At 72.1% G+C, this 20,580-nt stretch carries 19 protein-coding genes and 2 pseudogenes; 8 read left to right on the forward strand and 13 right to left on the reverse strand.

The window, feature by feature from the left end:
• The 4 genes from LCD33_RS20980 to LCD33_RS20995 form a co-directional block, all read right to left on the reverse strand.
• Positions 1–1,338, reverse strand: a 1,338-nt coding sequence (locus LCD33_RS20980; protein WP_224978183.1) for an LCP family protein, incomplete at its 3' end; no start/stop codon positions are given.
• A gap of 86 nt (positions 1,339–1,424) precedes the next feature.
• A complete protein-coding gene (gene tatC, locus LCD33_RS20985) occupies positions 1,425–2,366 on the reverse strand; it encodes a twin-arginine translocase subunit TatC (protein ID WP_374108125.1) in 942 nt (313 codons plus the stop codon).
• A gap of 22 nt (positions 2,367–2,388) precedes the next feature.
• The gene (gene tatA, locus LCD33_RS29465; protein WP_308011311.1) at positions 2,389–2,643 is read right to left on the reverse strand and encodes a Sec-independent protein translocase subunit TatA; all 255 of its coding nucleotides are present in this window, start codon (positions 2,641–2,643) and stop codon (positions 2,389–2,391) included.
• Positions 2,644–2,846: 203 nt separating this feature from the next.
• A complete protein-coding gene (locus LCD33_RS20995) occupies positions 2,847–3,746 on the reverse strand; it encodes a LysR family transcriptional regulator (RefSeq protein WP_224978184.1) in 900 nt (299 codons plus the stop codon).
• A gap of 243 nt (positions 3,747–3,989) precedes the next feature.
• On the opposite strand from LCD33_RS20995, the pseudogene LCD33_RS21000 reads away from it, so the two are divergent.
• Positions 3,990–4,985 (forward strand): annotated as a pseudogene (locus LCD33_RS21000) (LLM class flavin-dependent oxidoreductase); the annotation flags it as partial.
• A gap of 234 nt (positions 4,986–5,219) precedes the next feature.
• Positions 5,220–5,723: a spermidine N1-acetyltransferase gene (gene speG, locus LCD33_RS21005; RefSeq protein ID WP_224959930.1), complete on the forward strand. Its 504-nt coding sequence runs from the start codon at positions 5,220–5,222 to the stop codon at positions 5,721–5,723.
• 10 nt (positions 5,724–5,733) lie between these two features.
• On the opposite strand, the gene LCD33_RS21010 is transcribed toward speG, so the two are convergent.
• From LCD33_RS21010 to LCD33_RS21020, 3 genes are read right to left on the reverse strand one after another with little or no spacing between them, the layout of a single operon-like run.
• On the reverse strand, positions 5,734–6,852 hold the full coding sequence (locus LCD33_RS21010) for a zinc-binding dehydrogenase (RefSeq protein WP_224978185.1): 1,119 nt from the start codon (positions 6,850–6,852) through the stop codon (positions 5,734–5,736).
• A 5-nt stretch (positions 6,853–6,857) separates the two neighbouring features.
• Positions 6,858–7,877, reverse strand: a complete 1,020-nt coding sequence (locus LCD33_RS21015) for a zinc-binding dehydrogenase (protein WP_224959925.1) — start codon at positions 7,875–7,877, stop codon at positions 6,858–6,860.
• A complete protein-coding gene (locus LCD33_RS21020; protein ID WP_224959924.1) occupies positions 7,870–8,304 on the reverse strand; it encodes a tautomerase family protein in 435 nt (144 codons plus the stop codon). Before LCD33_RS21020 ends, LCD33_RS21015 begins: the two co-directional genes overlap by 8 nt.
• A 79-nt stretch (positions 8,305–8,383) precedes the next feature.
• Between LCD33_RS21020 and LCD33_RS21025 the strand changes: the two genes are divergently transcribed.
• Positions 8,384–8,959 carry a TetR/AcrR family transcriptional regulator gene (locus LCD33_RS21025; RefSeq protein ID WP_224967762.1) on the forward strand — a complete coding sequence of 192 codons (576 nt, stop codon included), beginning with the start codon at positions 8,384–8,386 and terminating at the stop codon, positions 8,957–8,959.
• 260 nt (positions 8,960–9,219) lie between these two features.
• Here LCD33_RS21025 and LCD33_RS21030 read toward each other — a convergent pair whose 3' ends face one another.
• Complete coding sequence (locus tag LCD33_RS21030; RefSeq protein WP_224959922.1) at positions 9,220–10,473, reverse strand: oxygenase MpaB family protein; 1,254 nt, start codon at positions 10,471–10,473, stop codon at positions 9,220–9,222.
• 330 nt (positions 10,474–10,803) lie between these two features.
• Here LCD33_RS21030 and LCD33_RS21035 point away from each other — a divergent pair, with 330 nt between their 5' ends.
• A complete protein-coding gene (locus tag LCD33_RS21035) occupies positions 10,804–11,457 on the forward strand; it encodes a TetR/AcrR family transcriptional regulator (RefSeq protein ID WP_224959920.1) in 654 nt (217 codons plus the stop codon).
• A 156-nt stretch (positions 11,458–11,613) separates the two neighbouring features.
• On the opposite strand, the gene LCD33_RS21040 is transcribed toward LCD33_RS21035, so the two are convergent.
• The 3 genes from LCD33_RS21040 to LCD33_RS21050 form a co-directional block, all read right to left on the reverse strand.
• Positions 11,614–12,027 (reverse strand): cupin domain-containing protein, encoded by a 414-nt coding sequence (locus tag LCD33_RS21040; RefSeq protein ID WP_224978186.1) that lies wholly within the window; start codon positions 12,025–12,027, stop codon positions 11,614–11,616.
• Between the two features lie 109 nt (positions 12,028–12,136).
• Positions 12,137–13,327 (reverse strand): glycoside hydrolase family 64 protein, encoded by a 1,191-nt coding sequence (locus tag LCD33_RS21045; RefSeq protein ID WP_224967754.1) that lies wholly within the window; start codon positions 13,325–13,327, stop codon positions 12,137–12,139.
• Between the two features lie 574 nt (positions 13,328–13,901).
• Complete coding sequence (locus LCD33_RS21050) at positions 13,902–14,549, reverse strand: TetR/AcrR family transcriptional regulator (protein WP_224959914.1); 648 nt, start codon at positions 14,547–14,549, stop codon at positions 13,902–13,904.
• 185 nt (positions 14,550–14,734) lie between these two features.
• Here LCD33_RS21050 and LCD33_RS21055 point away from each other — a divergent pair, with 185 nt between their 5' ends.
• The 3 genes from LCD33_RS21055 (at position 14,735) to LCD33_RS21065 (ending at position 18,497) form a co-directional block, all read left to right on the forward strand.
• Entirely contained in the window at positions 14,735–15,538 is an 804-nt protein-coding gene (locus LCD33_RS21055) for an SDR family NAD(P)-dependent oxidoreductase (protein WP_224959913.1), read from the forward strand.
• Positions 15,539–15,574: 36 nt separating this feature from the next.
• Positions 15,575–16,702, forward strand: a complete 1,128-nt coding sequence (locus LCD33_RS21060; protein ID WP_224959912.1) for a DUF5938 domain-containing protein — start codon at positions 15,575–15,577, stop codon at positions 16,700–16,702.
• Positions 16,703–16,958: 256 nt separating this feature from the next.
• Positions 16,959–18,497 (forward strand): long-chain fatty acid--CoA ligase, encoded by a 1,539-nt coding sequence (locus LCD33_RS21065; RefSeq protein ID WP_224978187.1) that lies wholly within the window; start codon positions 16,959–16,961, stop codon positions 18,495–18,497.
• Positions 18,498–18,551: 54 nt separating this feature from the next.
• Here the strand turns inward: LCD33_RS21065 and LCD33_RS21070 are convergent.
• Positions 18,552–18,907: pseudogene (locus tag LCD33_RS21070) on the reverse strand (PH domain-containing protein).
• Positions 18,908–19,053: 146 nt separating this feature from the next.
• Between LCD33_RS21070 and LCD33_RS21075 the strand changes: the two are divergent.
• A complete protein-coding gene (locus tag LCD33_RS21075) occupies positions 19,054–19,437 on the forward strand; it encodes a YchJ family metal-binding protein (protein WP_224978189.1) in 384 nt (127 codons plus the stop codon).
• Position 19,438: 1 nt separating this feature from the next.
• On the opposite strand, the gene LCD33_RS21080 is transcribed toward LCD33_RS21075, so the two are convergent.
• Positions 19,439–20,173, reverse strand: a complete 735-nt coding sequence (locus tag LCD33_RS21080) for a MerR family transcriptional regulator (protein ID WP_224978190.1) — start codon at positions 20,171–20,173, stop codon at positions 19,439–19,441.
• Positions 20,174–20,580 lie beyond the last annotated feature (407 nt).

Genomic DNA, 20,580 nt, shown 5'->3' on the forward strand with positions numbered 1-20,580 from the left:
GGCCTGGAGGCCGTCGAGGCGCAGGGGTGCGGGTGGGGCGAACTCCTCGGCGGCGTCGTCGAAGTCCTCGCCGAGGACCACGCGCACCTCGCCAGCAGGTTGCGACGGGTCCGCGGTGGTGGAGATGCCGCCGAGGTGCTCGGCGATGAAGCGGGCGACCTCGGCGTCGTCCGGGTGGTGCAGCACGCGGGAGCGGCCGGTCTCCGGTCCGTTGCCGACCTCGCCGACGGGGACGTCCGCGGCGAGCAGCGCGTCGCGGGTCCGGGCGGCCAGGCCGCCGACGTCCGTGCCGTTGAGCACGTCGACGGTGGTCGCGGCGAGCGCGGCCGGGACCGGCGGGGTGGGAGGCAGTCCGTCGTTGACCCGGGCGATGGTCATCCGGACCTGGTGCGGGTCGACCTGCACGGCCTGCCCGTCGGGAGTGTCGTACTCGGGGTCGACGATCGGGATGGTGCCGAACTCGATGTCGCCGCCGGCGAGGCCGCTCATCTCGGCGGCGAAGGCCAGCAGGTTCCAGTCCTCGTCGAGCACCACCGACCGTTCGACGGCGTCGAGCAGCCGCTGCAGCTTCACCGGGTTCGCCATGGTCCCGGCGGAGAGCACGCGCCGGGCGAACCCGGCGAGGAACGCCTGCTGCCGTTGCACCCGGTCGAGGTCGCCGCGCAGCAGGCCGTGGCGCTGCCGCACGAACGCCAGCGCATCGCCGCCTTCGACCTCCTGGCGCCCGGCCGCGAAGACGGCACCGGAGTACGGGTCGTCCACGGCCTCGTTCAGGCACACCTCGACGCCGCCGATCGCGCTGGTGAGCTCGTAGAAGCCCAGCAGGTTCACCTCGGCGACGTGGTCCACGTCGACACCGGTCAGCTGCTGCACGGTCCGCACGAGCAGATCGCGCCCGGCGGCCGAGGAGCGGCGCTCCAGCTCCGCCTGATCGGCCACGCCGTCCGCCACCAGCCGCCGCCGCTCCTGCGCCTTCCCCATCCCGTACGCCGCATTGATCTTGTGCTCGCCCTGGCCCGGGACGGCGACGAACGAGTCCCGGGGCAGCGAGTACGCGACCGCACGGCTCCGGTCGGCGGGCACGTGCAGCAGCATCACCGTGTCGGTGAGGCTCGATCCGCTGTCCCCGGTGCGCAGCTCTTCCAGCACCTCGGGCGGCAGCGGGTTCCCCTGCGCGTCGGTCCGGCCGTCCAGCCCGACCAGCAGCACGTCCACCGGGCCGCTGGAACCCGAACCGCCGGAGACCGCGCCCGGCAGCCGCCCCAGCGCGTTCCAGCCGTACCCGGTCACCAGCAGCACCAGCGCCGAGGCCAGCGCGGTCGCCGTGCGCGCGGCCACCCGCGGTCGTCGGCGGGCGGGGTGGGGCGAGGCGGTCGTCCGCGGCCGTCCGCGAACGGGACGCAGCGGGGCGGTCCGCTCCTGGTCTAACCGCGCCACGAACCCTCCTCGGCGAAACGGGCGAGCCGGTCCGGTTCGGTGGGCCGGTGGTCGATCGCGGACGGTTCGTCCGGGGACGGCGCGGCGCCCGGCCGACGCGCCCGGGACCGGTCGTGGTGGCGGCACAGCACCAGCGCGACGGCGAACAGCGCGCACAGCGCGGCGGCGAGGGCCAGCATCGAGATCGGGTCCTGCCCGGGCGTGGCGACGGCGGCGACGACGAACAGCCCGAACACGATGCCGCGCCACCAGCTCCGCAGCTTCGCGTACGACAGGATCCCCGCCCGGTTGAGCATCACCAGCACCAGCGGCAGCTCGAAGCTCAACCCGAACATGAACAGCATCAGCAGCACGAACCCGACGTACTCGTCCCCGGTCAGGGCGGTGAAGAACGCGTCCCCGCCGAACCCGACCATGAACAGCAGCCCCTCCGGGACCACGAAGTACGCGAGCAGCCCGCCGGCGGCGAACAGCACCGTGGCGAAGCCGACGAACTGGGCGGCGAACTTGCGCTCGCCCTCCTTCAACCCCGGTGTGATGAACGCCCACAGCTGGTACAGCCACACCGGGCTGAGCAGCACGGTGCCGACGGCGATCCCGACTTTCAGCTGCAGCACGAAGACCTCGAACGGTTTCGTCTGCAGCAGGCGGCACCGGCCTGGTTCCGGGCTGAACCGCATCTCCGGCGGCAGGGAGCAGTACGGCGCGAGCAGCAGGTCGCCCAGCGACGGCGCCCCGAACAGCGGGTGCGAGAACCACCAGAACCCGAAGGTCCCGCCGAAGACGACGGCGATCATCGCCACGCCCAGCCGGTACCGCAGTTCGCGGAGGTGGTCGACGAGGGTCATGGTCCCGTCGGGGTTGTGCCTCCTGCCCCACCGGCGGCGCGGGCCGCGGCCGTGGTTCGGGTGGCGCGGCGTCCTGGCCACTGCGCTGCTCTCCCGGTTCCCGTCAGCTCCCGGCCTCTTCGCGGCGTCCCCCCCGCGCCTCGGTGCCGCTCGTGCCCGGGGCCTGCTCGCCGGGGTTCAGCCGGCCCTGCGCGGCGCGCGCCGCGGCCTCGTCCTCCTTCATGCCGCGTGCTTCCGCCTTGAACACGCGCGCGGACTGCCCGACGGACCGCGCGAGGTCCGGCAGCTTGCCCGCGCCGAACAGCAGCACCACGACGCCGACGAGGAGCACCAGCTCCCACCCACCCGGCAAACTCACGATTCCCGCTCCTCCACTAGTCGGAAGGCGTGCGGGATGCGGCTCGGTCCACTGCGGACGGTCCACGGCAGGTGGGCACCGCTCCGGCGCGAGCCGGGGCCTCCGTCACCCGCACGGCCGATCCCAGTGTTCGCCCGCGCGGGAGGGCGCGGCAACGCGCGCGCCGTGATGGTTGCGATCGCGCGGCGCGATCGCGGCGGCGCTCAGTGCGCGTCCGCGACCTCCGGGCGCGCGTCCGCGATCTCCGGGCGCTCGTCCGCGATCTCCGGGCGACCGGCCGCGGCGATCATGTCCACGAGCGCGCTCATCGGCGTGCCGCGCACCGGGATGCGTCCGCTGAGGACGAATTCGATCTGGTCCAGCGCCGGCAGTCCGCCTCGGACCGGCACCAGCCCGTCCGGGACGACGCTGCGCGCGAACACCGCGACGCCGAGCCCGGCCCGCACCGCCATGCTCAGCCCGTTGAGCCGGTCCGCGGTGCAGCTGACCCGCCAGGACCGCTGCGCGCGTTCCAGCGCGGACAGCGCGCGGGCGCGGGTGATGCTCGGTTCCGGGTACACCACCAGCGGGACCGGATCTCCCGGCACGATCCGGGTGTCCGGGGTGCCGACCCAGACGAGCTCGTCCCGCCACAGCAAGCGCCCGGACGGTTCGCTGCCCGGCTGCTTGATCAGCGCCATGTCGAGCTCGCCGCGTTCGAGCCGGTCGTGCAGCGGGGTGCTGAGCCCGGCGGTGAGGTCCAGGTCGACCCGCGGGTGCATCCGCTGGAACCGCTGGGCGATCTGCGAGAACCAATCGGAGACGAGGTCTTCGGACACTCCCAGCCGGACCCGCCCGCTGGGTTCCGGTCCGGCGAAGTAGTCCAGGGCCTGCTGCTGCCTGCCGAGGATGCCGCGGGCGAAGCCGACCATGGCCTCGCCGTCACCGGTCAGCTCCACGGTGTGGCTGTCGCGGACCAGCAGCGAACGGCCCACCGCCGCCTCCAGCTTGCGCACGTGCTGGCTCACCGCGGGCTGCCCGAGCCCGAGGGCGCGCGCGGCGCGGCTGAAGCCACCTGAATCGGCCACTTCCAGGAACGTCCGCAGCCAGACGGGATCCAACACAGGTCCGGGACATTACCACCGGGTCCCCGCGGCGAGCCCTCCGGCGGCGACCGGTGCGCCCGGTCACGCGCTCCGCCCCGGAGTCCGGCCGGAACCTGCTCCGGCCGCACCCGGCGGGGAAACCGCAGCTCAGCGCGGCACGATCCCGGCAGGTGGGACGCGACCGCGCCCGGGACTAGCCGGCGGCGCGGTCGCGTTGATCGCGGTGACCGGAGCGAGCGGACGGAGGGCGCCGTGCCTGAACTGGAAAGACCCCTGCGCAGACTGGGTTTCCTGACCATCGGGCTGTTCGACGGGGACGATCCGCGCCCCGGCCACGAGTCGACGCTGGAGATCGTCGAACTCGGCGAGCGGCTCGGCTTCGACATCGCGTGGGTACGCCACCGCCACCTGCAGTACGGCATCTCCTCCCCCACCGCGGTGCTCGCGGCGCTGACCCAGCGCACCAGCCGGATCGACCTGGGCACCGCGGTGATCCCGCTGGGCTGGGAGAACCCGCTGCGGCTGGCGGAGGACCTGGCGACCGTGGACGTGCTCTCCGGCGGGCGGCTGAACCCGGGGGTGAGCGCGGGGCCGCCGATGCACTTCGACCGGGTCCGCGGGGCGCTGTACCCCGACACCGCCGAAGCGGAGGACCTCGGCTACGGCCGGGCGGAGCGGCTGCTGGACTTCCTCGGCGGCGCACCCGTCACCGGCTTCAGCGGCACCGAGGGCATCGAGGTGTTCTCCGACCGGGTGCAGCCGCACTCGCCGGGGCTGGCCGGGCGCGTCTGGTACGGCGGCGGCAGCCTGCGCTCCGCCGAGTGGGCCGGGCGGAACGGGCTGAACCTGCTGGTCAGCAACGTGGTCAAGGCGGAGCGCTCCGCGGACTTCGAGCAGGTCCAGCTGTCGCTGGTCGAACGGTTCCGCGCCCACCACCCCGACGGCGATCGGGCCCGCGTCTCGCAGGGCCTGGTGGTCATCCCCACCGACAGCGCCACGCCCGCGCAGCGCGACAAGTACGCGCGCTACGCCGCCCAGCGGCTGCCGCGCACCACCACCACGCACGGCCCGGCCCGGATGATGTACGCGCCGGACCTGGTGGGCGACTCGGCGGAGCTGGCCGAGCGGCTCGCCGCGCACGCCGCGTTCCGGGCGGTCGACGAGGTGTCGTTCGCGCTGCCGTTCACCTTCGACCACGACGACTACGTGCAGATCCTGACCGACATGGCCACGAAGCTGGCACCCGCGCTGGGCTGGCGCCCGGCGGCGTGGGGCGGCACCGCCGGGGTCGCGTACACCGCCGGGCGGCGCCGGGGCTCGTACACCGCCGGGCGGCGCCGGGGCTTCCGGTCGCGCCGCGTCGGCGATTCGGGCCCAGCCGCGCAGTGTCGACGTTTCCGGCACCGCCGCGCCGCGTCGGCGATCCGGCCCCACCGCGCGGCGCCGGCGGTTCGGTTGAACGGCCCGGTCGCCGCGTCCAGGATGGCTGGTATGAGCCTCCGCCTGCGTGCCCTGGAACGCGACGACCTGCCGTTCGTGCACGGGTTGACGAACAACTCGCGGATCATGACCTACTGGTTCGAGGAGCCCTACGAGGCGCTCGTCGAGCTGCAGGACATCTACGACCGGCACATCCACGACACCCGGGAGCGCCGCTTCGTGATCGAGGCGGACGGCGAGCGCGGCGGCCTGGTGGAGCTCGTGGAGATCGACTACATCCACCGCAACGCCGAGTTCCAGATCATCGTCGCCCCCGACCACCAGGGCCGCGGGCTGGCCGCGGAGGCGACCCGGCAGGCGTTGGACTACGCGTTCGCGGTGCTCAACATGCACAAGATCTACCTGCTGGTGAGCACCGAGAACACCAAGGCGATCCACGTCTACGAGAAGCTCGGCTTCCGCACCGAGGGCGAGCTCCGCGAGGAGTTCTTCGCCGGCGGCCACTACCACAACGCGCTGCGCATGGGCGTCTTCCAACGCGACCACCTCGCGTGAGCCCGCTCGATCACCTCCCGTTCTCCGGATCGAGCGGCGTTCGAGCGAGGACGAGTTTGGTGGTGCGCGTCGCGTACGCGGCGGGAGCCGCGTCCCATTCGGCGGTGCGGGTGGTGACGCGTTCGGCGGGGAACCCGGTGCGCTCCAGGAAACCCAGCAGCTCGGGCAGAGTCGCGCGGGCGTGCGACACCCCGACGCGGAGGGTGCCGTCCGTGGCGTACATGCGCATCAACGGCACCCGTGTCCCGGATCCCACGTAGTACCCGACCGCGGTGCAGATTCCCCCGGGCGCGAGCGCGCGCAGCGCGCGGCGGAGCCCGGCTGGGCGGGAGGTGGCTTCGACGACCACGTCGTAGCCCGTCCCGCCACGCCTCGCCGGGTGCGCACGCGCACCGAGGGATTCGGCGATCGCCCGCCGCTCCGGGTCGTCGTCGAGGTAGTCGACGGCGGTGGCACCGTGCGCGGCGGCGAGACCGGCCGCGTACAGGCCGATGCTCTTCGCACCGCCGCCGAGGACCAGCACCGAACCCCCTTCGCGAGCGGTGAGGCCGGGGACTACGGCGCGCCAGGCGTCGGCGAGGTTGTCACTCGCGGCGGCGACCCGCGTCGAAGGAACCCCGTCGGGCACCGGCACCAGCATGTGCTCGGCGAACGGGACGCGGATCCGGTCGGCGACCATCCCGCCCCACTCCCCGCTGGCGGGCCCGAAGCCGTAGGCCGCGAGGGTTCCGGCACCGACGGTCGTCCCGCACTTCGAGGTCAGCCCGCGCAGGCAGGCCGGGCACGCGCCGCACGAGATCGCCCACGGCACGACGACGCGCTGCCCGGCCCGCAGCCGCGCGACTCCCGGCCCGACCTCGACGATCTCGGCGACGCACTCGTGACCGATGGCGAACGGGCCCTGGAACGGCACCGAACCGCAGATGCTCCCGATGACGGGATCGACCAGCCCGAGCGCCATCCCCGCTTGCAGCGCCCGGGACACCGGCCGGTGGATCGGCAGCGTGTCGCCGTCGCAGCGCCCGGCGAGGAACGGACGGACGAGGGCGTCGCCCGGATCTTCGATCACGGGTTCCGCGCGCTCGTGCCACACGAGCCGCCCGCTGCGGCGGAACTGGAGCTCTCGCACCGCCGTCACACCTCCGACCCGGCACCGCGGACGAAGACCGGCTTGAGGTGCCGCTCCGGCAGGGCCGCGGGCAGGTTCTCCCAGTCGATCACCTCCGAGACCACTCGCCGCGGTTCGACCAACCCGGACCCGGCCAGTGCCAGCGCCTCGGGAAGGTGCCCGCGGACGTTGTCCCGCGCGATCCGCAGGGTCACCCCGGTCAGGTACATCTCCAGCAGCGGCAGCTCGCCCGGGCGGAAGTGGTTGCCCGCGCTTTCGCAGATCCCCTCCGGGACCAAGGAGCGCAGCGCGGTGGCGAGCTGCTCGACCCGCCCGGTCGATTCGATGGCGAGCTCGAAGCCGTGCGGGATCGGTTCGATCTCCGCCGCGGTCCGGGCGCCGAAGCCGCTGGCGATCTCGCGGTGCCGCGGTTCCGGATCCACGTAGAGGATGTCGGACGCACCGAGGGCTCGGGCGATGTCGCAGGCGTACAGGCCGATGCTGCCCCGCGTCACCACCAGCACCCGGGCACCGGGCCGAGCCTGCAAGTGCGGAGCGACGAGCCGCCATGCCAGCGGCCAGTTGTCGCTGGCGGAGGCCATCGCCACCGGGTCGAGCCCGGCGGGCAACGGCACCAACATCGCGTCCGCCCACGGCACGCGGACCAGGTCGGAGAACAGTCCGCCCCAGGAGCCGCCCAGCGGAGCGCCGAACATCGCCATGTGCGGAACGGAGGTGCAGTGCGCCGACAGCCCGGCGCGGCAGCGCTCGCAGGCGCCGCAGGCGATCGCCCACGGCACCACGACCCGATCCCCCGGGACTGCGCTCGTCACCGCGTCACCGACCTCCACGACCTCGGCGACGCACTCGTGACCGAGGGCGAAGGGTGGCTCGATCGGCCCGTGCCCGGCCAGGATGGCCGAATCGACGTCGCACGAGGTGGCGGCGATCGGTGCGACGATCGCGTCCTCGTCGGACCGCGGCCGGGGGTCCGGGACCTCTCGCCACTCGGCGGTCCAGCGTCCGACGTAGGTGAGCTCACGCATCGGAGCCTCGTTCCCCACCGGCGAGGGCGACCAGGTCCGCGTGCCGGATGATCTCGCCACCGGCGCCCCAGCTCCCGTCGGGCTGCTCGTGCACCAGCACCCACACCCGAAGCGCGGCCGCCCGGTCCAGGCCCGCGGCCCGGAGCACGATCTCGGTGACCTCGGCGACCAGCCCGGCCTTGCGACGTTCCGACAGCGCCCCCTGCGGCACCGTGACGTCGGCGCGGAAGCGGGGCTCGGCGTCGGCGGCGGTGATGAGCGCTCCCGCGGGCACTTCGCGCAGGTGGCTCCAGGCCAGCGAGCGGAAGAACTCGGTGTCCGGCGCACCTTCCCACTTCAGCAGGGCGGCGGCGAGGTCCCGCTGCACCTGGTTCCCCGTTTCCGGCGGCAGGACCCCCGCAGGGGTGGTCAGCTCGATCAACGGCATGTCCACGCTCCATCTATAACGACTGTCATAACGAGAGCGAACGCTATACTATGACGGCCGTTATAGCGAGGGGGTTTCGATGAGCGACACGTCGTCGCGACAGCAGCTGGTCGCCGGAGCCGCGGACATGATCCGGCGGCGCGGGCTGAACGCGACGAGCATTCGCGAGGTGGCCAAGCACTCGGGCGCCCCGCTGGGCTCCACCTACCACCACTTCCCCGGCGGGAAGGACGAACTGGCCGCCGAAGCCGTCCGGCACGCCGCCACGACGACGGCACGCGCGCTCGACGCGGCCCTGGAGACCGGCCCGGTGGACGGACTGCGCTCGTTCTTCGCGCTGTGGCGGGACATCCTGGTGCGCACCGACTTCCACGCGGGATGCCCCGTGCTGGCGGTGTCGGTGGAAGAACCGCAGTCGGGCGACGAACCGACCGCAGCGCTACGAGCCGCGGCCGACGCCTTCGAGGGGTGGGAGCACCGGCTCGCGGCATCCCTCCGCGCGCACGGCACCCCGGAAGACCGAGCCGCTCGCCGAGCCGCACTGGTCGTCGCGGCCGCCGAAGGGGCGGTCGCGATGAGTCGCGCCCGGCGCAGCACCCGTCCGCTCGACGACGTCGCCGCGGAACTCACCGAGCTGGTGGCCACCGGTGGATGAGGCGACCCTGGGCGACTTCGCGACTTGCGGGCGGTGGCGCGCCGCGAAGGAGATGCTGCCGGCTTTCGAGAAGTCCCGCCCGGGCGATCCCCTGCCGCGAGCGGCGATCGGGGCGGCGCAGGAGTTCGCCGACCGCGCGGAACCGGGTCGCGGAACGCGTGGCGACACTCGACATCGCACTGCGCAGAACGTCCACATCGGACTGAACCCGCGGCGGGTGGGCGCCGCGCCGGGCGCGCGTTCGGCGCGGCGCCGCCGGATCACCCCGGCCGGTTGCCGGTGGGGATGGAGATGCTGATCGGGTAGTCGCCGCGGGACAGGAACAGCAGCACCGCCTGCCGCAGCACCTCGTCGAACATCCAGTAGGCCTGCTGCGAACCGGGGAAGTGCTGCAGCAGCCCTTCGCGGACCGCGATGAACGGGCCCCACAGCGTGTTCAGCAGCGGGTCCCAGATCGGCTCGTCCGGGATCATCAGCCACCGCGCGACCTGGTCGCCGAGCATGAACCGGGTGAGCGCGCCGATCACGGGCCTGCTCAGGATGGAGCCGTCGATCTCCTTGCCGAAGTCCATCAGGATGTCGGCCAGGTTCACACCTTCGGCGGTGGGCGCGAGGATCGGGGTGAGCACCTGATCGGCCTGCAGGTTCGCCTGCTCCCAGGACGCGGGGATGTACTCGTCGGCGATGCCGAGCATGTGCGCGCACAGCTGCCAGGAGTGCAGGTACGCCTCGGATTCCTCCGGCGGGATCGGCACGTTCCACTCGACCATCTTGCGGTTCACGGTGGTGGCGAGGCTGTGCCAGGTGACCATCATGTCGGCCTGGCTGATCGGGATGTCCTCGGGCGCGACGTCGCTCCATTGCGCCGACTTCGGCAGCAGGTTGCGCACGCCGGCGTGGGTGAGGCGGGTCTTGACGCAGGTGACGATCATCGAGCCGTCGTCGGCGTAGGCGTTCGGGGTGCCGATGTCGTAACCGAGCTTGGCGGTCTTGGTGATGCGGTCCTTCATGTTCGCGCCGCCGTAGGAGTGGTAGACGGCGCGGGCCTCCTTGGGGATGACGGTGCTCATCATGCCGCTGGCCATGCCGTAGAGGACGCCGAGGTAGAGGCCGCGCTTCTCGTTGAACCGGTAGGCGAGGTCGAGCTTGCGCGGGTCCGCCCAGTCCGGCTTCCGGCGGGCTTCTTCGATGAAGTCCCGCAGTTCGGTGGGCAGGCCCTTCGGCAGGTCCTGCCCGTTGGTCGTCCACTCGCGCAGCAGTTCGTTGACGCGGGGTACCGCGCCGCTGTCGAGCAGCGATCCGACGAGGGGGTCGGCGACCTCGTCCCAGACCCAGCGCGGGTCGGCGCCTTCGCCGGTGCCGACGACGGAACCGCTGGGTTGCCAGGTCCACGCCATGGCGGGGGCGGCGGTGCTCAGCGCGCCGAGCGCTCCCAGTGCGCCGCCTGCCGCGAGCAGTCCGCGCCTGCCCACGAGTCCGCGTCCGCCCGGTTCGGGTGTGCCCTGTTCGCTCATGTCCTGAACTCCTCCTCGAGTCCTTGGATCGCGAGGTGCGGGGTGATCACGTGCAGCAGCGGCGTGCGCGGTGGAGCCGGTTCGGGCCGTCGCACCGGAGATCGCTGGTACGGTGAAACAAGATCCGCTACTGCGTATCAGGAAGCGAAGCACAGGACGCGCCCGGGCACCAGCCCCGGACCGGCGTGCGGCCCGCATTCCCGTCGTTCACCGCAATCCCGCTCGGGTGGGAGGAGGAGCACCGTTGCTCCGATGGCACGACCGCGGCGGGCGGACCCCGGTGGCGCGAACCGGGGATCCGGCGCCGCGGAACCTGTACTGTCCGAGATCATGACGCCGCACGACCCCGAATCGCTGCTGGAGCGCGCGTTCACCGAGGCCGTCGACCGCGTCGAGGACACCGACGAGACCACCGCGCGCGTCCTCGACGCCGCCTACGAGCAGTTCTGCCGCCTGGGCCTGCGGCGGTCCACCATGGAGGACGTGGCGCGCCGGGCCGGGGTCTCCCGGATCACCGTCTACCGCCGGTTCGCCACCAAGGACGCCCTGGTCGAACACGTGGTGCGCCGCGAGTTCCGCCGGTACTTCGACCGGTTCCTCGCCGACATCCGCCACGCCCGCACCGCCGCCGACCGGGTGGTGCTGGGGTTCGCGAGCGCACTGCGCGCCATCCGCGGCAACCCGCTCATCGGCGGGCTGATGGAGGTCGAACCGGAAGTGATGGTGCCGTCCATGCTCACCGACGGCGGGCGGACCATGGCCACCGTGCGGCGCTTCCTCGCCGAGCAGCTGCGCCGCGAGCAGCGCGACGGACACGTGCCGGAGCGGGTGGACGTGGAGGTCGTCGCGGAGCTGATGGTCCGCGTCTCGGCCTCGTTCCTGGTCACCCCCAGCGAGCTGGTCGACCTCGACGACGACGAGCAGGTCCGCGAGGTGGCCCGCCGCTTCCTGGTGCCGATGCTCGCCGAACCGGGCGCCGGGTGAGCGGCGGGCGCGGGTCCGCGACCGACCGCGGCAGGCGCAGGACAGCGCTCGACCGCAGCAGGCGCGGGGCGGAGCTCAGCCGCAGCGGTCTCAGGGCCGCGACCGACCGCAACGGGCGCAGGGCCACGATCGCCCGCGGCGGACGTGGCGCAGCGATCAGCCGCGGCGGGTGCGGGGGCCGTCGTACTGCTGCTCGGTGACCGGTTCCAGCCAGCTGGTCTCGGGCCGGTCGTCCGCCGGCGCCTCCCACAGCGCGAGGTGCTCCATGAAGCGGTCCGGGGCGGCGCCGTGCCAGTGCTCCTCGCCGGGCGGGCAGTGCACCGTTTCCCCGGGCTGCGCCTCGAAGATCGCGCCATCGCGGGTGCCGACCAGCGCGACCCCGGAGACCACGTGCAGCGTCTGCCCCACCGCGTGGTGGTGCCAGCGGGTGCGGGCGCCGGGCGCGAAGCGGGTCAGGTTCGCGCGCAGCCGCGAGGGCTCGGTCCCGACGTGGATCACGTCGAACCACACGTCGCCGGTGAACCACTCGGCGGGTGCCCTGGTGGTGGCTCGCGGGCCGGTGAACTCCACGGCGTCTCCTCGGTGTCGGGCGGGAATCCGTGCCGACCACCTTAGGCGCCGCGCGCACGCCGGCGGCCGGCCCGCGGGTGCAGGCCGGCCGCCGGTTCGTGCGGAGTGATCAGCGGATGGCGCCGAGGGTCAGGGTGAAGACCTCCGGGTCACCGGCGTTGACCTTGCCGCTGTGGTCCTCGCCCGCGTTCGAGCTGACGTCGTCGTAGGCGAACGCGTAGCCCTTGCCGTCGGGCAGGTTCTCGTGCACCACGCGCGCGTAGTGGTTGGTGATCTCGTGCTGGTAGAATGTGGCCGGGTCCTCGTCCTGCGGCTGGTTCGGGTTGATCAGCAGCGTGGTGCGGTTGAACGCCGCCGCCAGCCGCGGCACGATCGCCAGGCGCTCCTGGGAGTCGCTCTCCGGGTTGTTCGCGAACGGGCCGCTGTTGCAGCCCCAGATGTCCACCGAGGACGGCTTCTCGAACCGCTCCGAGCCGAAGACGAACGCGTCGCCCTCGACCTTGCCCTCGATGACGCCGAGGTCGTCGCGCTGGGTGTCGACGAAGATCGACTCACCGGCGTACTTGGCGTACACCTCGTCCACGTAGGGTTCGAGGTAGCCCTCGAAGTCGGCGGCGCGGTGGTTCGGGTTGAGCACCCGGACGACCCTGCCGTCGGCCTCCTGCACCAGCTTCGGCCAGTTCTCGCCCTGGTCGCGCAGGCCCTGGGCGACACCGTCGAGCGCACCGGTGGGCATGCCCGGGACTTCCTGGTCACCGCTGCCGGCCTTCAGGTGCAGCGCGATCGGGGCGGCGACGAAGTCGACGTAGCTGATGTTCGCGTAGAGCTGCTCCTCGTTGAGGGTGAACTCGGCGAACGTCCAGTCCTTGCCGTAATTCGAGTCGTCCTCGGAGACGAAGTTGGGGTGCACCACGGAGGTCGTGCCGTCCGCGCCCTGCACCACCTGGAACTCCAGCTTGTCGTCGGTCACGAAGTACACCCGCGCGCCGTACATGCGCGGCACGGTGACCTCGACGCTGCCGTCGACCGGGATGGCGGGGTCCTCGCCCAGCGGCTGCGGCTCGGGGCCACCCGCCTCGGGGAAGTAGGAGGTGCCGTCCTGCCGGATGAACACGGCCTTCTTCTCCGCGTCCGAGAATCCGGCGATGTAGGCGTGCGCCGTGGTGCCGGAGTTGTTCTGCAGCACGAACTTCAGGGTTTCCGGAGCGGCCGAAGCGAACGGGGCGTTGATCGCCTGCACCCAGAACGGCGTGGTCAGCGCCGCAGCGGAATACCCGAGAAACCGCCTACGAGAAACCATGGGGTTACCTCCAGAGACAAACTTGACCACCTCGGAAGGCGGTCGATCTTCTCGTGATCGATCCCGAAAGTCTGGCGGTCTAGACCTGCACTCGATACCTCCAAAAGGAGTACGTATTCACCAGCTTCAAACACGAATCAACGCGACCGCACACTGAGATGGGAAAATCAAGAACGCGGCGACATCCAGCCACAAAACCGGGAAATCCGACCGCATGGCGGGACAGCACGCGAACGACGGCGATTCCGTTCCCGGAAGCACGACGAAAGTCGGAACGGGACCTCACACCGAAGTCTGATTGCGCGGAACGGTGCCGGGCACCGCCGAACCGCGCGTCCACGCGGGACGGAGCTCGCGGAGGCCGGGAGCAGCGCGTGAAGAACGACCCGTCGGCGGGCCGCGCGGAGCGGATCAGGAGGCGGGTGCCGGAACGGCCGACGCACCGCCGGGGGAGATCACCCCTCGCCGCCGGAACGGATCGCACACCCCGCACGGCCGAAGCGGATCACGCACCCCCGCGCAGAACCGGCACCCGGTCGCACCCCAGCTCCGGATCCGCCCCCGCGAACCGCGGTCAGCCCGCCGAACCGGACTCGTCGACCAGCAGCACCAGCACCCGCCGCAGCTCGTCCTGGAGCCGTTCGATCTCCTCGTCGGCGCCCGCCAGCGCGAGACGCAGCCCCCGCTGGAAGATCCCGTCGATCATCGCGTAGGCGATCCCGGACGAGGTCGCGGGCCGGACCTGCGCGAGCTCGGCGCAGCGGCCGATCACCTGCCAGATCATCTCCTCGCGGCGCCGGTCGATCTCCTCGACGTCCGCGCGGAAGGACTCCTCGAACAGGCTCTGGTTGCGCAGGTCGTACCAAAGCCGGTGCAGCGGGGCGTCGGTCCGCATCGAGGCGAAGAACTCGTCGATGAACCCGTTCCGCAGCTCGGGCGCGCTGGTCGCCTCCGCGATCACCCCGTCGTAGCGGGTCACGCAGACGGCTTCGTACTGGCGGACGGCACGGGTGATCAGGTCCTGCTTGTCGGCGAAGTAGTAGTGCAGGACCCCGTGGGAGAACTCGGACTTCTGCGCGATCTCGCGCAGGCTGGTCCGCGCGTACCCGAGGTCGGCGAGCGTGTGCAGCGTCGCCACCGCGAGCTCCGTGCGCCGCACCTCGAACTTGTCGACCTGGCGGCGGGCCACCTTGTTCCGCTTCGTCTCCGCGACCTCGGTCACTTGCCCGTCCTGTCGGCTGGTTCCGGCTGACGCCACAGTCTAGCGCCCCGGTTCGCGCGCTTTCTTGACAAGCGTCCAAAAAATTCTTGACGACTGTCCAAAAACTTGCCTACGGTGTGATCCGCGCCGCACGGACGATCTTCCGGCCCGTGCGGCTCCCCCGATCTCAACGAGGAGATTTCCGGATGAGCAGTGATGATCTGACCGGCCGAAGAGCACTGGTGACCGGCGGCGCGCGCGGACTCGGCGCCGGCATGGCCGAGGCGCTGGCGCGGGCCGGCGCCGCCGTGGTGATCGGCGACGTGCTCGAGGACGAGGGCGAGAAGACGGCCCTGGCGCTGCGCGAAGCGGGCGCCGACGCCCACTTCGTGCCGCTCGACGTCACCGACGACGACAGCTGGGCCGAGGCCGTCCGGCGCACCACCGGAGCCATCGGCGGGCTCGACGTGCTGGTGAACAACGCGGGCGTGGAGATCAGCAGCCTGATCGCCGACCTCGACCCGGCCGACGTCCGCCGGATGCTGGAGGTCAACGTGCTCGGCACGTCGCTCGGCGTGAAGCACGGGTTCCGCGCCATGCGGCCCGGCGGCGCGGCCGGGCAGGGCGGGGCGATCGTCAACATCGCCTCCGTCGCGGCGACCATCGCCTTCCCCGGCATCGCGCTGTACTCGGCCACGAAGTCCGGCATCGACCGGCTCACCCGCGTCGCCGCCGCCGAGTCCGGGAAGCTCGGCTACGGGGTGCGCGTGAACTGCATCTACCCGGGACTGACGCCGACCACGATGGGCAACCAGCTCGCGGTGGACTGCGCCGAGCTGGGGTTGTTCCCCTCCCCCGAGGCCGCCGCGGAAGCCGTCGTGGGCCTCACCCCGCAGGGCCGCCTCGGGCAGGTCGACGACATGGCCGACGCCGTGGTCTTCCTCGCCTCCGACGCCGCGAAGTTCATCACCGGGGCCGGGCTCCCCGTCGACGGCGGCATGGGCATGTGACCGGGTCTCCCCCACCAGCACGGAAGGAAGCAGTTCATGGCCACTGACAAGAAGGTCGTCGTCTACGGCGCCTCCGGTTACACCGGACGCCTCATCTGCGAGTACCTGCGCGAATACGGCATCCCGTTCCTGGCGGCGGGCCGCAACCGGCAGCGGGTGCAGGACGCGGTGGACGCGGTCCCCGGAATCGACACCGTCGAGCACGACGTCGTCGAGGTCGAGCACACCGCCGAAGCCCTCGCCGAGCAGTTCCGCGGCGCCTCGGTCGTGCTCAACACCGTCGGCCCGTTCGCCCGCTTCGGCCACGAGGTCGTGCAGGCCTGCCTGGAGATCGGCGCGCACTACACCGACACCAACGGCGAGCAGAACTGGATGATCGACGTCGAGCAGCGCTACGGCGCGGCGTTCGCCGATCGCGGGCTGCTGCTCACCCTGGGGCTCGCGCAGATGTACACCATCGGCGAGATCGCGGCGAACATCTGCCTGGAGACGCCGGGGCTGGACACGCTGGACATCCAGGTGTTCTGGAAGGGCCACCCCACAGTCGCCTCCACGAACACGATCCTCACCAACGCGGTGCTGGCCGACGCGTTCTACCTGGAGCAGAACGAGTACGTGCCGTGGCCCGCCGACCGCGGCACCTACGACGTGGTGGTGCCCGGCCACCACGAGGTCGGGCTCGCGCTGCCCTGGGGCGGCACCTCGCACCCGGTGTGGTTCAAGAACGACCCGCGGGTGTCGAACGTGCGGGCGCTGGGCGGGGTGTTCGACCGGTCGCTGATGCAGGCGGTGCCGCAGATCGTGGCCTCGGCGATGGAGCAGATGGAAGGCCTGTCCACCGAGCAGAAGCTGGCGATGATCGACGAGATCTCCGCCGGGGTGCGCAGCGAGATGCCGCCGCGGGAGAACCCGCGGATCAACACCTCGCTGGACTCGGTGCACGCCTCCGGGCCGCTGGGGCGCGCGCACTGCGTGATCCACGGCAACTGCAACTACAAGCAGACGGCGCTGCTCAACGCGCACGCCGCCGCGGAACTGCTGCAGCAGCCGCCGCGGAAGGTCGGATTCGCCTCCAGCTGCCAGGCGTTCGGGCACCGGGAGCTGCTGGGCACGCTGCGCGCGTTCGGCCTGGTCCTCGACCCGATCCTGGAGGTCCACCGCTGATCGGTGGCGGGGGGGGCGCCGCGGCGCGCGCGCCGGCGGGCCGGCGCGAGCCGCGGGGGGGGCGGGGGCCCGGCCCCCCCCCCCCTGGCGTCCCCCCCCCGCGTGTGGGGGCGCGGCCGGCGGCCGGCCGGCCCGCCGCCCGCTCCGACCGGTACGACGAGGGGGGCCGCGCGCCGCGCCCCGCGCCGCCGCCTCGTCAGCGGCGAAGCCGCGGGGGCCGACGTGCACGACGAGTTCTGCAGAGAGGCGATGAGCTGTGCAGCTGGCCGACTACTTGGACAAGGGCGCTTCCCTCGGCGGGGACCGGCCTTGCTTGACCACGGGCGGGGAGACCCGCTCGTACGCCGAGGTGCAGCGGCTGTCCTGGCGGGTCGCCGGGGCGCTGCGGGGGTCCGGCATCGAACCCGGGGACCGGGTCGCGGTGCTGTCCGGCAACGACCCGGACGCCCTCACCTGCATCTTCGGCATCTCGCGGGCCGGGGCCGTGTGGTGCCCGGTGAACCCGCGCAACGAGGCGGCGGAGAACCGGCAGCTGCTGGAGCTGTTCGGCTGCCGCTGCCTGTTCTTCCAGGAGCGGTTCGCCCCGCTGGTCCAGCGGATCCGCGGTGAGCTGCCGCGGCTCACCGAGCTGGTGTGCCTCGACGGGGAGGTCGAGGGCGCGTGGACCTTCGACGAGTGGCTGGAGCGCAGGGCCACGCCGCAGCAGCGGGTGCCGCGCGCCGGGGACGACCTGTGCATGCTCGCCGGGACCGGCGGTACGACCGGGGTGCCGAAGGGCGTGCGGCTGACCGCGACGAACATGCTGACGGCGACGGCGACGACGCTGATGAGCTACCCGTTCGGCGAGTCGCCCCGATACCTGGCGCTGGCCCCGCTGACCCATTCGGCGGGGGTGCTGACCTTCCCGGTCCTGGCGCTCGGCGGTGAGATCGTCATCATGCCGAACCCGGACCTCGGCGAGTTCCTGCGGCTGGTGCAGCGGCACCGGATCACGCACGCGTTCCTGCCGCCGACGGTGATCTACGGGCTGCTGGACCATCCCGACCTGGACGCGGCGGACCTGACCTCGTTGCGCTGCCTCTGGTACGGCGCGGCCCCGATGTCACCGGCGCGGCTGGAGGAGGCGCTGACCCGGATCGGCCCGGTGCTCGGCCAGTTGTTCGGGCAGACCGAGGCGCCGAACATGATCGCGACGATGGCGCCCGCCGACCACTTCCGCCCGGACGGGTCGATCGCCACCGAGCGGCTCTCCGCCGCGGGCCGCCCGAGCCCGCTGACCCAGGTGGCGGTGCTGGGCGACGGGGGCGCGCTGCTGCCGACCAGCGAGCGCGGCGAGATCGTGGTGCGCGGCCCGCTGGTCATGGACGGCTACCACGAGGCGCCGGAGGCGACCGCGGAGGTCAGCGGGCACGGCTGGCACCACACCGGCGACATCGGCTACCTCGACGAAGACGGCTTCCTGCACATCGTCGACCGCGCCAAGGACGTCGTGATCACCGGCGGGTTCAACGTGTACTCGGCGGAGGTGGAGCGGGCGCTGCTCGCGCACCCGGCGGTGCAGGACGCCGCGGTGGTCGGCCTGCCGCACGAGAAGTGGGGCGAGCAGTTGACCGCCGTGGTGCAGCCGCGGGCGGGCGCCCGGGCGTCCGAGGAGGAGCTGCGGGCGTTCGTGCGGGAACGGCTCGGCGGGGTGAAGACGCCGAAGCGGATCGAGCTCTGGCCCGACCTGCCCCGTTCCAAGATCGGGAAGGTGCTGAAGCCGGACATCAAGCAGCGGCTCGCCGAAGGCGGCTGAGGACCGCGCCGCGGACCGGTCCGCCCGCGCGGGAGGGGGGCGGACCACCCGCGATCAGCGCGCCACGTACGCGCTCAGCACGGCCTGCACCTCGTACACGTCGACGCCCTTGCCGAACTGCTTCACGATCGGCTCGTACGCGCCGGACAGCCACAGCTTCAGCTCGGCGTCCAGGTCGAAGGTGCCCGCCGTCTCCACCGCGAAGTGGCTGATGCTGCGGTACGGGATCGAGTGGTACTCGACCTTCTTGCCGGTCATGCCCTGCTTGTCGACCAGGATCAGCCGCCGGTCGGTGAACAGCAGCGAGTCGCGGATCAGCCGGTACGCGGAGTGGATCTCCTCGCCCCGAGCCAGCAGCCTGCCGTACTCCTGCGCCGCCGCACGAGGATCTGCGACGCGTTCCCCATCATGCCGTCGAAAAGTCCCACGGACGCACTCCCCTGCAAGATCGAGATTTCCCCTGGCCCCAGGGTAGCGAAGCACGCGGGCCGCTGATCCGGCGTGCACCGGCGGCACCGGATCCCGCCGCGCACCACCCGGTTGCGAGACTGGGCCGGTGAAGACCGATCGATGCCCCTGCGGCTCCGGCGACGTGTTCGCGGACTGCTGCGCACCGCTGCACACCGGCGCGCGCCGCGCGGCCACCGCCGAACAGCTGATGCGCTCGCGGTTCGCCGCGTTCGCCGTCGGCGACGCCGAGCACCTGCTGCGGACCTGGGACCCGTCGACCCGGCCGGACTCGGTGGAGCTGGACCCGGCACAGCGCTGGACCCGCCTCGACGTCCTGGACCGCAGCGGCGGCGGCCCGTTCGACTCCGCAGGCACGGTCCGGTTCCGCGCGCACTACCGGCTGGACGGCCGCGCCGGGTCGCTCACCGAGCACAGCCGCTTCACCCGCAGCGACGGGGACTGGTACTACGTCGACGGCGACCACGAGTGACTCACTCCTCGGCGAGCAGGGCGTTCATCCGCTGCAGCACGTCCAGCTGCGCCCAGTTGTAGTACTCGACCATCGCCGGGACGACGACGGAGGCGGCGTACGCCTCCCCGCCCGGCGCGGTCCGCCACGCGTCCCGCATGGCCGGGTACGCCTCGTACTGCCGGTGGAACTCGGGCAGGTAGCGCTGTGCCAGGTCGGCGCGGGTGGCCTCGTCGGCGTCCGCGGGCAGTCCCTCGAACTCGGTCTCGACCGGCAGCATCGGCCGCGACACGATCTCCTGCAGCGCATCCATCACTTCGGGGCTGAACACCCTGGCGTACAGCAGCATCAGCGATCGGCCCGAGCGCGGGACTTCCTCGCGGATCCCGTCGAACCCGGGCGGCAGCTCGGCCAGCGTCCGGTTCCGCAGCACCGCCGCGAGTTCCGCCCGCATCCGCTGCTGGCGTTCGATGCTCGCGGCGAGCTCGGCGTCGAGGGCCCGCAGCGCCTGCTCGGCGCGGTCGTCCGGGCCCTCCACCACCGCGATCTCCGCCAGCGGGACGCCCAGGTCCACCAGCCGCCGGATCCGCAGCAACCGCGTCAGATGGCTGATGCCGTACCGCTTGTACCCGTTCGACGCCCGCTCCGGCTCCTCCAGCAGCCCGATCCGGTGGTAGTGGCGGACCGCCTTCACCGTCGTCCCCGCCAGCTCCGCCACCTGCCGCGTGCTCCACGCCATCGAGATCCTCCCGCTCATGCCCCCTTTCCACACCATGCCCCAGGGGCACGGTCAAGCGGGAGCTTCGGAAGGGGGCTCACGGGTCCAAGTTGGGCGATCGACTGTCCGGTCGGTGGAACATAGGCCTGTGAGCACGTTCGGAACCGGGCATCGATTGGACGTAGCATCTCCTGTCGGCTGGTCCGACCGCACCTGACCGACGCCGGCGCCGTTGACGAAGTCGGCCCTGGCCGGGCCGGAGGGCATGCTCCCGGCTCGCGCACATTCCCGCCACGCGAATTACAAGCGCCACTCCTGACGCTCTTTCAGTGAGCCTGCCGCCGACCGATGCCGACGACGGCAGACCCACCGCAACCATCTTCAACCCTTCTCCACAAGGGCCCACTCCGAAGAAGACTCAGCACGCATACCGGAACGAATCATCA

Source organism: Saccharopolyspora sp. 7B (assembly GCF_020177435.1).
In the GTDB taxonomy this organism is placed as follows: domain Bacteria; phylum Actinomycetota; class Actinomycetes; order Mycobacteriales; family Pseudonocardiaceae; genus Saccharopolyspora_C; species Saccharopolyspora_C gregorii.

Excerpts from the sequence above, each read along its gene's own strand:
- LCD33_RS21060 (WP_224959912.1), top strand. The coding sequence starts at position 15,575 with ATGGCCACTGACAAGAAGGTCGTCGTCTACGGCGCCTCCGGTTACACC.
- LCD33_RS21045 (WP_224967754.1), bottom strand. The coding sequence starts at position 13,327 with ATGGTTTCTCGTAGGCGGTTTCTCGGGTATTCCGCTGCGGCGCTGACC.
- LCD33_RS21080 (WP_224978190.1), bottom strand. The coding sequence starts at position 20,173 with ATGAGCGGGAGGATCTCGATGGCGTGGAGCACGCGGCAGGTGGCGGAG.
- LCD33_RS21015 (WP_224959925.1), bottom strand. The coding sequence starts at position 7,877 with ATGCGTGAGCTCACCTACGTCGGACGCTGGACCGCCGAGTGGCGAGAG.
- speG (WP_224959930.1), top strand. The coding sequence starts at position 5,220 with ATGAGCCTCCGCCTGCGTGCCCTGGAACGCGACGACCTGCCGTTCGTG.
- LCD33_RS21035 (WP_224959920.1), top strand. The coding sequence starts at position 10,804 with ATGACGCCGCACGACCCCGAATCGCTGCTGGAGCGCGCGTTCACCGAG.
- LCD33_RS21030 (WP_224959922.1), bottom strand. The coding sequence starts at position 10,473 with ATGAGCGAACAGGGCACACCCGAACCGGGCGGACGCGGACTCGTGGGC.
- LCD33_RS21025 (WP_224967762.1), top strand. The coding sequence starts at position 8,384 with ATGAGCGACACGTCGTCGCGACAGCAGCTGGTCGCCGGAGCCGCGGAC.
- LCD33_RS21020 (WP_224959924.1), bottom strand. The coding sequence starts at position 8,304 with ATGCCGTTGATCGAGCTGACCACCCCTGCGGGGGTCCTGCCGCCGGAA.
- LCD33_RS21055 (WP_224959913.1), top strand. The coding sequence starts at position 14,735 with ATGAGCAGTGATGATCTGACCGGCCGAAGAGCACTGGTGACCGGCGGC.